Raw genomic sequence first — 15,518 nt, 5'->3', positions numbered from 1 at the left:
AATGCTTATCCCCTCACCCAGGCTTTAATGGTGCCCAGGGTTTTGCCCAGGCTGCGGCCATGGGGGCTGATTCGGTACGGCCCCACGGCGGCCGGTACGATAAAGGTTTCGGCGTAATGCACCACGAAGGGCACGAAATGGCCTTCAGGGCTTTCAACTACCGCCTCTTCCCCTTCGACCAGATTCAGCACGTTCACCCGGCCTTCGGTATGGTGCAGCACCGGTTCACTAAACCAGTGACGCCGGGTTTCGATAAACTCCCGCTCGTGCAGACCGGTTCGCTCCTCCTGCCAGCCCGCACCTTCGGCAACTGGCTCAATACGGTTCACCAAATGCTCCGTCGCCCAGGTGGTGTCGCACTGCCAGTTAATCACCTGCTCACCATGCTGCAGATGCACCGGGCGCGGTTGTCCATCTAATCCCAGACGGCCCCAGTCCCACAGCTTGAAGGTGAAAATGTACGGCGTAGCGCTGATCTCCAGCACCATGGCGCCCGAGCCGGAACAATGCACCGTCCCCGCAGGGATCAGGAAATGGTCGTGTTTACGCGCTGGAAAACGATTCACGAAACGTTGATCATCGAAGGCTTTTTCACCTCTTTGCGCGGCGGCCAGATCGGCCATCATCGCCTGCGGTTCGGTGCCGTTTTTCACCCCCAGGTACACTTCGGAACCCGGCTCTGCCGCCAGGATGTAATAGCTTTCGTCCTGGGTGTAATGCATACCGAAATGCTGTTGGATGTATTCCGTCAGCGGGTGCACCTGGAAGCTGAGATTTTGCCCGCCGACGGTATCCAGCAGGTCAAAACGGATCGGGAATTCGGCGCCGAAGCGGGCATGCACCCGCTCACCCAGTAAGGGGTGGGGATATAACAGCACCAAATCCTGTGAGGGGATCTCGACCCGGACGTCACCAAAACGCATTAGCAGGCTGTTTTCCTCGGGCACGCAGTCAAAACACCATGCGTAGTTGGCTGCCGTCGGGTCGAGATCGAACTGTTGTTTCATCCACTGGCCGCCCCAAACACCGGGGTCAAAAAATGGCACCACGCGGAATGGGCGTTGAGTCGCCTGCTGCAATCCGGCATGGAAAGCCGTACCGGTCACCAGCTTTGGTTGGCCAGCCTGGTTGGTATCCAACACAAAATCTGCACGCTGTAGCAGTGGGGTTTTATGACGATCGAAGACTCGCCATTCCACGAAGAATGCTCGCTTGTAGCGGCGCAGCACGTCCTCGTCCACATTGGCCGCGCCCCAGTTACCCAGTTCGCCGCGGCGAAAACGCTGCTGGATTTCCCAGCGGGCCATATCGGCATACACCAATACATCGGCTTCGGCGATCAGCGCCGCGCCCGGCCCATAAACCACCACCAGCCCACTGTCGACGCGCGCAATTTGATCGCGCAATTGCTGGACGCGTTCAGCATCAAAAAACTCGGGCATTTCATGGCACGACAACACACCAAAAACACGGTCATCGGTTAAATTGCGCTCAATCATCGCGTGGATGTGCGGCTCATCATATTTGGCCGATTCGGCATTGATGCTACTGGCGGGCTGCAGAGGCTTAATAAAATTCTCTATTAGCTCAGCCAGACTCACCCCATGGTAGCAATCCACTACCAACAGGGTTTTGCGCAACCCGAGGGCGGCAATTTTGTGGCTGACGGCCTCGGTCACTGCCTGCCAGCCTTGCCAGGCGGCATTATCAAACCCCTGCACCGCCACTTCCGGATACTTGTCATAGCTGGTTGATTTATGCTGTTGCTCTGTCATATTCTTCTGCCTATGAACTGGATAGATAGAAAAAGATTAATCGATTAACCTTCTGACAAACAGGCTGGTTAACGGGATTAACCTCATATAATCGATAATAACCCCATAAAAAACCGAACTTTCGTGATGTGAATCACGATTTATTGACGAGATTTTTACGAAATAAGGTTAATCGTTATACCTTGCTATGACCGTCGGCATCGACAGGAGATAAAATGAGCACGATAACTTTGGCGGACGTCGCCGCACACGCAAAAGTCTCCACCGCCACGGTATCGATGGTATTGCGCAACCGTGGCCGCATATCGGACGCCACCCGTAAGCGGGTACTGAGTGCCATTGATGAACTGGGCTATGTCTATAATCAGACCGCGGCTAACCTGCGCAATCGCAGCAGCAACCAGGTCGGCCTGTTGCTGCACGACATCACCAATCCGTTTTATGCGGAGATGACCGCCGGACTGAGCCAGGAAATGGAGCGTCACCAGTTGATGCTGTTTCTGGCCAACAGCGAAGAGTCTGCCGACAGGCAGCAAAAATTTGTCGACTCCCTGCTACAGAACAATACCAGCGGCATGGTGCTGTGCGCCGCCCGACAAACACCCACCCTGTTTTTTGAAACGCTGAAGCGCCGCAAGATACCGGCCATTATGGTGGTTCGGCCGGTGGCCGATGCGCACTTTGACTTCGTCGGCACCGACAACTTCCTGGGCACCCAATTGGCGACTCAGCACCTGCTGGATCTCGGCCATCGCCATATCGCTTTTATCGGCGGATCCATCAGTTCCACCACCCGCGCACAGCGGCTGGGAGGCTACACCAGCAAGCTGCTGGAACACGGGATTATGGTTAAAGGGGAATGGATTGTGGATAGCGAGGCCAGCCAGAGTTCCGGTGCCAAGGCAGCAGAACGGCTGCTGATGGCTCACCCGGAAATCACTGCAGCCTTGTGCTATCAGGACATCGTCGCGTTGGGGGTAATGCAGACATTGCGCAAACTCGACCGTCAGATTGGCAGAGATTTTGCGTTAATTGGTTTTGATGATATTACCGAAGCCTCGCTGGTGCAGCCGGGTTTGACCACCGTGTCGGTGGCCTCGCGCGAGATTGGCCGTAAAGCCGGGGAACTGCTGTACAGCCGTATTCAGGGCAATGATGAACCGCCAAAACGTATCATCCTGCCGCCTTCTCTGGTGATCCGCGAGTCCTGCGGTTTTACCGATAAATTCACGCCAGCCTGAGCTGGCGTGAATGCTCTAGCCAATTTGTACTGACAGCATGCTCAATGAACTCATCTCAATGCCGTCCACCGGCACGGTTATCGGCTCCTCACCGTCCCAACCGCCGATCACGTACAGCAGCGGCAGGTAGTGCTCCGGCGTCGGGTTCGACAGCGCCGCGCCCTCATGCTGCATAAAGTTCACCAGCGGGTGGTTATTCCCCTGATAATTCAGGTTATCCCGCACGAACTTATCAAACGACGTTGCCCATGGATAAGGGGTGGCGTCACCCTGCCATTTCACCATCCGCAAGTTGTGCACCACGTTACCGCTGGCAACGATCATGATCCCCTGATCGCGCAGCTCTGCCAGCTTGCGGCCCAGTTCATAGTGATATTCCGCCGGCTGAGTACCGTCGATGCTGAGCTGCACGACCGGAATGTCCGCCTCGGGATACATTTTGATCAATACGCCCCAGGTGCCATGATCCAGCCCCCACTCGCTGACGTCGGCCTTGACGTTGATCGGTGCCAGCACCTGCTGGATCTGCGCTGCCAGTTCCGGTGAACCGGGTGCCGGATACTGAGTATCAAACAGCGCCTGTGGGAACCCGCCAAAGTCATGGATGGTTTTCGGTTTTTCCATCGCGGTAACCGCAGTGCCACGGGTATACCAGTGAGCGGAAACGGCAACGATGGCCTTCGGGCGTGGCAAGGTTTCACCTAACGTACGCCATGCCTGGGTGTAGCGGTTTTCTTCCAGCGCGTTCATCGGGCTACCGTGGCCGAGAAAAAGTGCTGGCATACGAGAGGGGTTCATACAGGATCCTTGGTTGGTCGCAATACATTATGTGAACCAGATTACGCCGTTTACCGCGCTAAAACAGCCGGATAACCATGATGATGATCTTCAATAAATTTGAATGGTTAAAACAATGGAAGCAATCAGCCAAATCCACTCGATTTATGCCTTTACTCTGTTAGTATCAGAAAACAAACAATAATTTCAGCATATAGGAGAGAGTTATGTCCGTACCGCTACTCCTGACCCTGCTGGCCGGCGGCGCCACCTTTGTCGGTGCCCTGTTCGGCATTATCGGCCAGAAGCCCTCCAATCGAATGCTGGCATTTGCTCTCGGCTTTGCCGCCGGGATTATGCTGTTGATTTCATTAATGGAAATGCTGCCCGCGGCGCTGCATACCCAGGGCATGTCGCCGATGTTGGGCTACGGCATGTTCATGCTCGGCCTGCTGGGTTATTTTGCGCTGGACCGGATGCTGCCACACCAGCATCCGCAAGATTTGCTGCAGAAGCCGCTCCAGCCGCACAACCTGAAACGTACTGCCGTGCTGTTGACACTGGGCATCAGCCTGCACAACTTCCCGGAGGGCATTGCCACCTATGTTACTGCCAGTGCCGATCTGGAACTGGGGATGGGCATTGCGCTGGCCGTCGCCATCCATAATATCCCTGAAGGTCTGGCCGTCGCCGGACCGGTGTATGCCGCAACCGGTTCAAAGACCAAGGCTCTGTTGTGGTCGGGAATTTCCGGTATGGCGGAAATTCTCGGCGGCGTGCTGGCCTTTCTGCTGCTCGGCCCGATGATATCACCGGTGGTGATGGCATCGATTATGGCGGCCGTCGCCGGTATTATGGTGGCGCTGTCGGTCGATGAGCTGATGCCGTTGGCGAAAGAAATTGATCCGAATAACAACCCGAGCTACGGGGTATTGTGCGGAATGGCGGTGATGGGATTCAGCCTGACGCTGTTACAAAGTGGTGGCATCGGTTAAGCGTTTTTCAGCGACAAAAAAAGCCGCGTATGCGGCTTTTTTTATGTTCAGAAAATCAGTTTGATATCAGCTGGCTTTCTGTTCGTGCGCCTGACGGTAAGCCACCAGATCTTCGATGGTCAGTACGGTCATGTCATGCTGTTTGGCGAACAGGATAACTTCTGGTGCATGCGCCATGCTGCCGTCATCGTTAGTCAGTTCACACAGCACGCCGGCAGGTTTGAAACCGGCCATTGCCACCAGGTCGATCGTCGCTTCGGTATGGCCACGACGGCTCAGCACGCCACCCGGCTGCGCACGCAGTGGGAACACGTGACCAGGGCGGTTCAAATCGCTCGGCTTGGCGTTATCGGCAACCGCCGCGCGAATGGTGGTCAGGCGATCGGACGCGGAAACACCGGTCGTCACTCCCTGCGCCGCTTCGATAGTCACGGTGAAGGCGGTCTGGAACTGGCTGGAGTTGTTGGTCACCATCATCGGCAGCTCAAGCTGCTGACGGCGTTCTTCGGTGAGACACAGGCACACAATACCGCTACCGTGGCGAATGGTCAGCGCCATCTGCTCAACGGTCATGGTTTCTGCGGCGAAGACCATATCACCTTCGTTTTCACGATTTTCATCATCGAGCACCATCACACCGCGCCCATTGCGCAATGCTTCAAGAGCGCGTTCTACGCGTTCTACCGGCGTGCCGAAATCTGAAAGTAGGGTCTGATTCATGGTAAAAAACCTCATTAGAAAATTATGGATTACCAGAACCAGGGCGATCTTGAGGAGTAGCTAGCAATAGCTAAAAAAATAACGCAAGCGGGTACAAACCCGGCAGATACCGTTACTCTCTCCCATCCGGACTATAACCGTCGGCCCCGGAATTACACCGGATCTGCTGACCTCTAACCAAACTGCAAGAAACTGGCTGAGCGCTCGCGGGCTTTCACCGTAGAAGGTGATTTACCGCCGGTGGGGACTTGCACCCCGCCCTGAGAATAAGCTTCTCGACTATAACGCTAATGATTAATCAGGGCAATTGGCAAAAGCACAATTCGGCCAGTGCCATGGAATGCGGTTAATAGTTTATCCGGCGAGCAACTCGCATTACACTAGGCGACAGCTAATAAACTCTGAAAGGGAAACGCCATGATTGACCCGAAAAAAATTGAACAGATCGCACGTCAGGTGCATGAGTCCATGCCTAAAGGTGTGCGTGAATTCGGGGAAGACGTTGAGAAAAAAATCCGTCAGGTGTTGCAGTCACAGCTCACCCGCCTGGATTTGGTCAACCGCGAAGAGTTCGACGTGCAGACCCAGGTGCTATTGCGCACCCGCGAAAAGCTGGCATTGCTGGAACAACGTATGAGCGAGCTGGAAAGCAAGCTGAACGCCACGCCTGCTGCGCAACAGCCAGACGCTGAATAAGTTACCGTTGAGGGCGCGGCACCGCGCCCTTATTGCGGTTTGAACGCCGCCTGCGGCTTAAGCCGTAACACCAGCCAAATCAGCGCGAACATTGCCAACGCATACAGGCTTTTCCAGCCGATAATCACCATCAGCAACACACACAGCACCAGTCCTGTCGCCGCCATTAACCGCGAACGCCCGTGCAAAATTCGGCACCCCGCCAGCATGCACAGCAGGTAAATCAACACGAAGATGCCATTGGCATACACCAGCAGCGTATCCAGCGGTAACTTCAGCGTATAAATCAGCAAAGTGAACAGCAAGCAGCTCCCCACCACCGCGCTTAATGCATTGACCGGGGCCTGTCCGGCAGACAGCTTGGCCAGCGCGCTGGACGGACGATCCTGCGCCTGCGACCACACCAGCCGGGCGAAGCTTTGGGTATAGATATTCACGCTGGCGAAGCAGGCCAGATAGCCAATGATGCAGGCTACCCACAGCGCATGCTGACCAAACAGTTGCACCACGATACCCGGCAACGAAGCTGCCGCCGCCTGATACTCACCATAAGCATGGAAATGCAGCACCGCTACGGTACAGCCCCAGTACACTGCCCCGGCGACCAGCATGCCAAACAACAACGCACGCGGGAAATCGCGTTCAGGGTTACGAAATTCGGTCGCCAGATGGGCAAACGCCTCCAACCCCACAAAGCACCAGAACATCACTGCCAATGCGTGGAACAGATTGGGTGGGGAGATTTCGGCGATGGCCGGCCAGGGAATTTGGGTCAGTGAGATGTCGCCGCGCCACCAGATAGCGGCCACCAGCGCCACCACCAGAATAGCGATTAGCGTTTGAATATTGGCGCTGGAACCCGCGCTGCGCGTGCCTAAAAACCAAATCACCACCAGCGTGGCGATCTGCACCAACAGCAGGCCATTGGCGCTCCAGCCGAAAGTGGCCTGCCAAAAACCGGCGGCAATCTGTAACGCAGCGGGTAGCCCAACCGGGATCACTGACAAAAACAGCCAGCCGGTCACTTTCGCCATGCGTGGGCCAAAGGCCAGCCCGACAAAGTGTGCTGCGCCAGCGGCGCTGGGAAAATGACGGCCTAAAGCGGCAAAGGCAATGGCGATCGGAAAGACCAGGATAATCAGCACCGGCCAGGCCCACAGGCTATCGCCCTGCGCCACCTGTGCTGCCAGGGCCGGAACGGCAAACACTCCGGTACCCAGCAGTGAAGTGGACAATAGCCCAACGCCCTGCGCCAAACTCAGCTCTTGCTTTAGTCCACTCACTGCCCACCGCCGTTTTCAGCGAGCGTTAGCCACGCCCGTCTTTGATTGCCTTGATGATGTTGGTGGTCGACAGACCGTCTTCAAAGTTCAGCACTTTGACGTCACCGCCGTTGGCCCACACCTCGGTACTACCGGCGATGTCTTCAGGCTTGTAATCACCGCCTTTCACCAGCAGATCCGGCAGGATATCGGCGATCAGGCGCTGTGGCGTGTCTTCTTCAAACGGCACTACCCAGTCCACTGCTTCCAGCGCACCCAGCACGATCATGCGGTTTTCCAGCGCGTTGACCGGACGGGTTTCACCTTTCAGACGCTTAGTGGAAGCATCGCTGTTCACCGCCACAATCAGGCGATCGCCCAGCTTGCGGGCATTGGCCAGATAAGAGACGTGACCGGCATGCAGAATGTCGAAGATGCCGTTGGTCATCACTACTTTCTCACCGCGCTGACGGGCTTGCGCCACAGCGGTTTTCAACTGGGCTTCGGTCATCACGCCAAAGCCGGTTTCGGCCCGGCCGCGTACCGCGTTTTCCAGCTCGATCGGTGAAACGGTCGAGGTACCCAGCTTACCCACCACCACACCGGCGGCGGCATTGGCCAGGAAACAGGACTCTTCCAGCGTGTTACCGGCAGCCAGTGCCGCGGCCAACACACCGATAACCGTATCGCCGGCACCGGTAACGTCGAACACCTCCTGCGCCAGAGTTGGCAGATGCAGTGGCGCAATGCCCGGCTGCAGCAGCGTCATGCCGTGTTCGGAACGGGTCACCAAGAGGGCAGAAAGCTCAAAGTCCGCGACCAGCTTCATGCCGCGCTCAACCAGTTCAGCTTCGTCTTTACAATGGCCGACCACTGCTTCGAATTCGGACAGGTTTGGCGTCAGCAGCGTTGCGCCGCGATAACGCTCGAAATCCGATCCTTTAGGATCGATCAGCACCGGCACCTTGGCAGCCCGCGCCAGTTGGATCATGCTCTGTACCTGGCTCAGCGCGCCTTTGGCGTAGTCGGACAGCACCAGTGCGCCAATCTGTGGCAGCGCCTGTTGAATGCGCTCCAGTAACGGCTGCGGATCGACGTTAGAGAAGCCTTCTTCGAAATCGAGACGGATCAGCTGCTGATTACGCGACAGCACGCGCAGCTTGGTGATGGTCGGATGCGTCGGCACCGAGACAAAATCACAGCGCACGTTCACTTCGTTCAGCTTGGCACTCAGCGCCCGCGCTGCATCATCAATACCGGTCAGGCCCACCAGACGTGAGTTAGCGCCCAGCGAAGCAATGTTCATCGCCACGTTAGCCGCACCGCCAGGACGCTCTTCAATGGTTTCAACCTTGACTACCGGCACCGGCGCTTCCGGTGAAATACGGCTGGTCGGCCCATACCAATAGCGATCCAACATGACGTCACCCACCACCAATACCCCGGCGCGGCGAAAATCAGGCAGTGTAACTTTCATCCGATAACTCCAAAAAAGTACAAAATTTTAGTGGCGCAGATATTACCACAGACGTCTGTAATAGCTGCAAAACGTATTGCGCAACCGGCCTGCTCAGCCCAGCCACTTCGCCCAACTGGCGCGGACTTGTTCACGTTCGGCGGCGAATTGCCCATTGCCGACCTTGCCGGAATGCCCCTGCAACGCCAGATGATGGATCTCATCGCGCATGGTGACGTAAGCCTCGGTCAGCGCGCGCGCTTCTTCTTCCGGCATGATGTCGTAATTGGCCATCAGCTCGAAAATGCGCACGTTATCAGACCAGCGCGTCAGGCGTGGTTCGGCGGCCGCATAGCCTAAGACCAGATACTGGGCAATAAATTCGATATCGGTGATCCCGCCCTCGTCGGCTTTGATATCAAACAGATCGCGCTGCTTGCTGCCAAGGTGATTGCGCATTTTCTCGCGCATCTCGCGCACCTCGCGCTTCAACGTTTCCGGATCACGCGGTTTGCACAGGATCTCACGGCGGATAACGTCAAACTGCTGGTGCAACAGCGGATCGCCATGCACAACGCGCGCCCGCACCAACGCCTGATGTTCCCAGGTCCAGGCCTCGTTCTGCTGATAATCGGCAAAGGCTTCAACGGTACTGACCAGCATACCGGCTGCACCCGACGGCCGCAGGCGAGCATCCACTTCATACAAAATACCGGACGAGGTGCGGGTGCTAAACAGGTGCATCACGCGCTGCGCCAGACGCAGATAAAACTGACGGCCGTCGATGCTGCGATCGCCGTCGGTCATCACCTCCGGCGGACAGTCGAGGATAAACACCAGGTCAAGATCGGAACTGTAGCCCAGTTCCCAACCGCCCAGCTTGCCGTAGCCAATCACCGCAAAACCACGCCCTTCACGCTCCTGCAAATGGGTCGGCTGGCCATAGCGTGCGACCATATCGTTCCACGCCTGCTGCACCACAGTATCGATAATCGCTTCCGCCAGATAGGTGAGGTGATCGCTCACTTTCATCACCGGCAACGCACCAGAGATATCCCCGGCGGCAATACGCAACTGCTGCGCCTGCTTGAACTGGCGCAGCGCCTCCAGCCTCTGCTCTTCGTCGTCTTCCGGCACCCGCAACAGGTACTGGCGCAGTTCGCTGCGGTAGGCATCCGGGGCCACCGGCTGATACAACGTCGCCGGCTCCAGCAGTTCATCCAGCAGCAGCGGATAACGCGACAGTTGATTGGCCACCATCGGTGAAGCGGCACACAGGCGAATCAAATGGCTGAGCGCCGCATGGTATTCCACCAGCAGCTCGAGGTAGGTAGTACGAGTCACGATGCTCAATAACAACTGGGTCAGTCGCAGCAGCGCGGTCGGTGCATCCTGACGCGGACACACTTCCGCCAGCAGGCGTGGCATCAATTGATCGAGCACATCACGACCGCGTGGGCCGATGGTGCGTTTGTCGACGTCATGACGAAACTCGGCAATGGTGCGCAGCATCTGCCTGCGCGCCTCTTCGTCTAGGTGTGGCGTCAACGGGGCCAGTTCGTTCTCTTCCAGCGCGTCCTGCCACAGACTGTGATAGTGCTGATAATCCGGATCTTCGCCAACGTCAGGGCTATCATCGCCAATCAGGTCGTTAAATACCGCCCTGACCGCCTGCATATGGATCTCCAGCGCCGCCAGCAGGGCCGACCAGTCGTCGAACCCCATGCCCCAGGCCAGGCGCGCCTGATCCAGTTCATCCTGTGGCAGCGTCTGTGTTTGTTGGTCAGCAATCGCCTGCAGCAGGTTTTCCAACCGACGCAAGAACAGATAGCTGGCACTCATCGCCTGTACCTGTTGCGGCTCCAGCAACCCCAGTTCCCCCACCGCCTGTAACGTGGGCAGCAAGGAACGACCCTGCAACGCCGGCTCACGGCCGCCGCGGATCAGTTGGAACACCTGGGTGATAAATTCAATTTCGCGGATGCCGCCGGCACCCAGCTTGATATTGTCTTTTAGCCCGCGCCGCCGAACCTCACGGGCGATCATGCCTTTCATATTGCGCAACGACTGGATCACGCTGAAATCGATATAGCGACGGAAAACGAACGGCCGCAGGGTTTTGCGCAGTTCTTCGCTGTAAACGTCTTCCGAACCGCCCATCAGCCGCGCCTTGACCATCGCGTAACGTTCCCAGTCACGGCCCTGTTCCTGGTAATAATCCTCCAGTGCGGCGAAGCTCATCACCAGAGGGCCGCTGTCGCCGAACGGCCGTAAGCGCATGTCCACGCGATAGACAAAGCCGTCGATGGTTTGCTGATCCAGCGCTTTGATCAACCGTTGCCCCAGACGGGTGAAGAACTGGGCGTTATCCAGCTCACGCCGCCCGCCCTGGGTCTGGCCATTTTCCGGGTAGGCAAAGATCAGATCGATATCGGATGAGAAATTCAGCTCACCGCCGCCCAATTTGCCCATCCCGAGGATCAGCAACGGCTGCGGTACGCCCTGCGCATTACAGGGAGTACCCCACTCGCGGCAACAGGTTTGGTACAGCCAGTCGCGGGCGCTGACGATCAGCGTTTCTGCCAGCCCACTCAGCTGCAACAGCGTTTCTTGCGTACTGCATTGGCCCAGCGCCTGCGCCCAGGCGATCCTCACCAGCGTCTCGCGGCGGAACAGGCGCAAGACGCGCATCAGTTGCGCTTCGTCACGCACCTCTTCCAAATCATCCTGCAGCCAGGCGGCATAATGTTGCCACTCGTCCGCCACCGGCGGTTGCTTGCGCAGCGTCGCCAGCCATTCCGGCTGGTTGAGCAGCATGTCGCAGACAAAGTCGCTCGACGCCAAAACCCACTGTTCCTGATCGCTGAGCGCACAGTCCGCGCCCTGAGTTTCCTGAAAACGCTGCACGATGTTCTGTGCCTGAGCCTGTAACGCGCACGAAAGTGGCAACATAGTGAATGATCCGTTCTGCGGCCTGCGCCTCGCAGGCCAGCTTAATTAGCGGAGAGCGCCGTTTAACCAGAATGGCGCCTGCGATAAGGCCTGCTTGCGGCTGCCTTCGTACCAACCCTGACGCCGTTCGGCCACCGCCAGTTGCAGCTCGCGCCAGCCGTCGATGTACGGACCGGTTTCGTCGTCAGGGTAAGCGCCCGACAGCAGGATAAATGACGAAACCTGACGCGTCAGGCGCGGCAGCTGTTCCTCATATTCATCATCGTTCAACGTACGGGTGAAGGCCTCTTTCAATTCGGCGGCGCTGCGGCCCAGCATAATGTCACTGAAACGTTTGAAGGAACCGTCGAGCTTGGCCTGCGCCTTGGCGTCGATAAAGGGTTTCCAGGCACCGGTCACCAACCACGATGTGAGCGCCAACTTACATTGCAGGTATTCTGCGCTGTAGCACAGCACCTGCGGTTGAGTGGTTTTATCGACCAGCAGCGGTTCCAGTGCGGTCAGTCGAGCACGCAGATCGGCGCTGGCCTTGCGTGGCACCAGACCACCGAATATCACCAGCGCCTGACGGATCAGCGCAATCGCCTCCATCACGGAACGACGGGCCTGAGTATCGCCACGCAGCCACAGCTCTTCGTGATACTGCCAATGGCTCAAACCCAGTTCGAAACTGGCGATCATCCCCTGCTCAACGCTGGATTTGGCGGCTGGCTTCAATACCGCAAGCGGATGACGCTCACGTGGGACGTTGCCCTGCGCCAAATGATAGCCCCGCGCCGCCTTGCTCAGGTTGCCCTGACGCAGGCCGCCGTGCTCCGCCAGTGCATTGGCCAGCGCCAGTAAATCGGCGGTATTGCCTTCTTTCAGTTCCAGCTCGATCTCGCACAGCGCTTCACTCAGCTCACCGGCACTCACTTCACCCTGGTCAAGACCAACCTCAATCTCACTCTTACCGTAAGTGACCACCCACTTCTCACGTACGAAGTCAGTGCGGAACAGCGGCTGCAACGCCTGCTGCAGCGCCGGGATATCGCAGCCCTGCGGCCAGATATCCGCCGGGAACCGATCCAGCGCCAGCTCCGGCGTGGTGATCGCCACATTGTATTCAGGACGCTGATGTAAACCCGCCACCACCTTACCGGCAGTTTTGATGGTCATTTCATAGCTGTCGTCGAACCCACGGATACGCAACCCCATATCCTGACCACGCAGGAAATTGTCGGCGGTTTCGAAATAAATATTGGTCAGTTTTTGCGGCGCGGAATGCTGATTCGGCCAGGCGGCCAGTTGCTGCGGCAAGGCGGCAACAGCATCTGGGGTAGCAATAAATTTCAGTTCGATTTCAACGGTCATAAGTCTTTTACACCAATAAGTTACGCATTCGCGTCAGCCTTCACGGCGGCGGGACTGGCCTGCCGCGTTCTGCCCGGTGACGCACAGTTGCCGTTATCTTACCGCGATTCCCGGCGCCTTAACCCTGCTAACTGCAGAAAAAACCTGTTACGTTATAAAACACTGTGCAACTCACAGAATCTGCCACAGTAAGATAGTTCTCATTCCGGTTTTTGCGTTGCGTCGTCAGACTGAACGCTCTACTATCGTTCCCATAAATTCACACAGAAACGATGAACTAATGCAGAAATTACGCCTAATTTGCCTTGCCGTGCTGAGCTTCAGCATCACTTGGGGCGCACATGCCGAAGATAAGCGCTATATCTCCGATGAATTGAATACTTACGTCCACAGCGGCCCGGGTAATCAGTACCGTATTGTCGGTACCTTGAACGCCGGTGAAGAAGTGACCCTGTTGAGCGTAAATGACAGCACCAATTATGGCCAGATCCGCGATGCCAAGGGCCGCAATACCTGGATCCCGCTCGATCAGCTTAGCCAGACCCCCAGCCTGCGCACCCAGGTGCCCGCACTGGAACAACAGGTCAAAACCCTGACCGACAAGCTGGCCAACATCGACAATAGCTGGAACCAGCGCACTGCAGAAATGCAGCAGAAAGTGGCAGGCAGCGACAGCACCATCAGCGGTCTGCAGCAGGAAAACCAGGATCTGAAAAATCAGCTGGTTGTAGCGCAGAAAAAAGTTAACGCCGTTAACCTGCAGCTCGATGACAAACAGCGCACCATTATCCTGCAGTGGTTCATGTACGGCGGCGGCGTGGCTGGCGTTGGCCTGCTGTTGGGTCTGCTGTTGCCACATCTGATCCCGCGTCGCAAGAGCAACAACCGCTGGATGAACTGATTGAAGTCAGGTTCAGTTTGAGATCGGGCGCCTGCATGGCGCCCTTTTTATTGGTTTCGGCAGTGCATCGCTAATTGAGGTAATCTGATCCACAGAGCCTTAGGATAAATTCAGGAGTTAACAGTGAAGACTTACCTGGTCGGCGGTGCCGTCCGCGACAGCTTGCTTGAGATACCGGTGGTCGACCACGACTGGGTAGTGGTCGGCGCCGCGCCGTCAGAGCTGATAGCGCTGGGGTATCAACAGGTCGGTAAAGACTTCCCGGTATTTCTTAACCCAGAGACTCATGAAGAATATGCGCTGGCGCGGACCGAACGAAAATCCGGCCAGGGATATACCGGTTTTACCTGCTATGCCGCGCCTGACGTGACGCTGGAAGAAGATTTGCAGCGCCGCGATTTAACCATCAATGCCATCGCTCGCAGCGCTGACGGTGAACTGATCGACCCTTTCAACGGCGTAGCCGACCTGCAAGCACGGTTGCTGCGCCACGTGTCCGATGCCTTTGGTGAAGACCCGCTGCGCGTGCTGCGCGTAGCGCGTTTTGCTGCCCGCTTCGCCCATCTGGGTTTTAGCATTGCCCCGGAGACCGCCGGGTTGATGCGTCAGATGGCCCACAGCGGTGAACTGGCAGCGCTGACGGCCGAACGGGTATGGAAAGAAACTGAGAAGGCACTGCAAAGCCAGAGCCCACAGGTATATTTTCAGGTACTGCGTGACTGCGAGGCGCTGGGCGTGCTGTTCCCGGAAATCGATGCCCTGTTCGGCGTACCGGCACCCGCCAAATGGCACCCGGAGATTGACACCGGCATTCATACCCTGATGACGCTGGCAATCGCTGCCCAGCTCAGCCCTGACGTCGACGTACGTTTCTCCGCACTCTGTCATGACCTCGGCAAAGGACAGACGCCAAAAGAGCTTTGGCCACATCACCACGGCCATGGACCTGCGGGCGTGCTGTTGGTCGAAGAACTGTGCCAGCGGCTGCGAGTGCCCAACCCGGTACGCGATCTGGCCAAGCTGGTCGCCGAATACCACGACCTGATCCATACGGTAAACAAGCTGCGCCCGGAGACCCTGCTGAAGCTGTTTGATGCGGTTGATGTTTGGCGCAAACCGCAGCGGCTGGAACAGATGATCCTCACCAGCGAAGCCGACGCCCGCGGGCGTACCGGTTTTGAAAATAACCCTTATCCGCAGGGCGACTACCTGCGCCAGGCGTTTCAGGTGGCGAACGCGGTGTCGGTCAAAGAGGTGGTAGCCAGCGGCCTGCAAGGGCTGGCGATCCGCGACGAACTCAAGCGCCGCCGTCAACAGGCATTGGCCGACTGGAAACAAACTCAGGATATCCCTCTCGATCAGGCATAAAAAAACCCCGCAATGCGGGGTT

General features: G+C 57.1%; 12 protein-coding genes and 1 riboswitch. Of the genes, 5 read left to right on the top strand and 7 right to left on the bottom strand.

The genetic code is table 11. From position 1 onward, the window contains the following. Window positions 1-5 precede the first annotated feature (5 nt). Window positions 6-1,775 (bottom strand): class I mannose-6-phosphate isomerase, encoded by a 1,770-nt coding sequence (locus tag OC597_RS10305; RefSeq protein ID WP_261463331.1) that lies wholly within the window; start codon window positions 1,773-1,775, stop codon window positions 6-8. Window positions 1,776-1,990: 215 nt separating this feature from the next. On the opposite strand from OC597_RS10305, the gene OC597_RS10300 reads away from it, so the two are divergent. Then, a complete protein-coding gene (locus OC597_RS10300; RefSeq protein ID WP_261285332.1) occupies window positions 1,991-3,016 on the top strand; it encodes a LacI family DNA-binding transcriptional regulator in 1,026 nt (341 codons plus the stop codon). Window positions 3,017-3,031: 15 nt separating this feature from the next. Here the strand turns inward: OC597_RS10300 and ygiD are convergent, their stop codons facing one another. Beyond that, a complete protein-coding gene (gene ygiD, locus OC597_RS10295) occupies window positions 3,032-3,814 on the bottom strand; it encodes a 4,5-DOPA-extradiol-dioxygenase (protein ID WP_262208609.1) in 783 nt (260 codons plus the stop codon). Between the two features lie 206 nt (window positions 3,815-4,020). Between ygiD and zupT the strand changes: the two genes are divergently transcribed. Next, window positions 4,021-4,788, top strand: a complete 768-nt coding sequence (gene zupT, locus OC597_RS10290; RefSeq protein WP_207977401.1) for a zinc transporter ZupT — start codon at window positions 4,021-4,023, stop codon at window positions 4,786-4,788. A gap of 66 nt (window positions 4,789-4,854) precedes the next feature. Here the strand turns inward: zupT and ribB are convergent, their stop codons facing one another. Continuing rightward, a complete protein-coding gene (gene ribB, locus OC597_RS10285; protein WP_085119293.1) occupies window positions 4,855-5,508 on the bottom strand; it encodes a 3,4-dihydroxy-2-butanone-4-phosphate synthase in 654 nt (217 codons plus the stop codon). Window positions 5,509-5,618: 110 nt separating this feature from the next. Further along, window positions 5,619-5,780: riboswitch (FMN riboswitch) on the bottom strand. Between the two features lie 145 nt (window positions 5,781-5,925). On the opposite strand from ribB, the gene ubiK reads away from it, so the two are divergent. Beyond that, window positions 5,926-6,204 (top strand): ubiquinone biosynthesis accessory factor UbiK, encoded by a 279-nt coding sequence (gene ubiK / locus OC597_RS10280; protein ID WP_012146986.1) that lies wholly within the window; start codon window positions 5,926-5,928, stop codon window positions 6,202-6,204. 29 nt (window positions 6,205-6,233) lie between these two features. Here the strand turns inward: ubiK and yjeH are convergent, their stop codons facing one another. The 4 genes from yjeH to OC597_RS10260 all read right to left on the bottom strand — a co-directional run bounded on the left by yjeH (window position 6,234) and on the right by OC597_RS10260 (window position 13,227). Further along, window positions 6,234-7,487 (bottom strand): L-methionine/branched-chain amino acid transporter, encoded by a 1,254-nt coding sequence (gene yjeH, locus OC597_RS10275; RefSeq protein WP_262208606.1) that lies wholly within the window; start codon window positions 7,485-7,487, stop codon window positions 6,234-6,236. A 25-nt stretch (window positions 7,488-7,512) separates the two neighbouring features. Further along, window positions 7,513-8,943 carry a bifunctional D-glycero-beta-D-manno-heptose-7-phosphate kinase/D-glycero-beta-D-manno-heptose 1-phosphate adenylyltransferase HldE gene (gene hldE / locus OC597_RS10270; protein WP_012146988.1) on the bottom strand — a complete coding sequence of 477 codons (1,431 nt, stop codon included), beginning with the start codon at window positions 8,941-8,943 and terminating at the stop codon, window positions 7,513-7,515. Between the two features lie 93 nt (window positions 8,944-9,036). Next, a complete protein-coding gene (gene glnE / locus OC597_RS10265) occupies window positions 9,037-11,874 on the bottom strand; it encodes a bifunctional [glutamate--ammonia ligase]-adenylyl-L-tyrosine phosphorylase/[glutamate--ammonia-ligase] adenylyltransferase (protein ID WP_262208605.1) in 2,838 nt (945 codons plus the stop codon). Window positions 11,875-11,919: 45 nt separating this feature from the next. Then, complete coding sequence (locus tag OC597_RS10260; protein WP_261257698.1) at window positions 11,920-13,227, bottom strand: CYTH domain-containing protein; 1,308 nt, start codon at window positions 13,225-13,227, stop codon at window positions 11,920-11,922. Window positions 13,228-13,507: 280 nt separating this feature from the next. On the opposite strand from OC597_RS10260, the gene OC597_RS10255 reads away from it, so the two are divergent. Further along, a complete protein-coding gene (locus tag OC597_RS10255; RefSeq protein WP_012146991.1) occupies window positions 13,508-14,128 on the top strand; it encodes a TIGR04211 family SH3 domain-containing protein in 621 nt (206 codons plus the stop codon). A gap of 123 nt (window positions 14,129-14,251) precedes the next feature. Continuing rightward, window positions 14,252-15,496 carry a multifunctional CCA addition/repair protein gene (locus tag OC597_RS10250; RefSeq protein WP_262208603.1) on the top strand — a complete coding sequence of 415 codons (1,245 nt, stop codon included), beginning with the start codon at window positions 14,252-14,254 and terminating at the stop codon, window positions 15,494-15,496. Window positions 15,497-15,518: the final 22 nt, after the last annotated feature.

This window comes from Serratia proteamaculans, assembly GCF_946227095.1.
In the GTDB taxonomy this organism is placed as follows: domain Bacteria; phylum Pseudomonadota; class Gammaproteobacteria; order Enterobacterales; family Enterobacteriaceae; genus Serratia; species Serratia proteamaculans_E.
The sequence above is the reverse complement of the archived record's forward strand: the minus strand, read 5'-3'. Positions and strand labels throughout refer to the sequence as shown.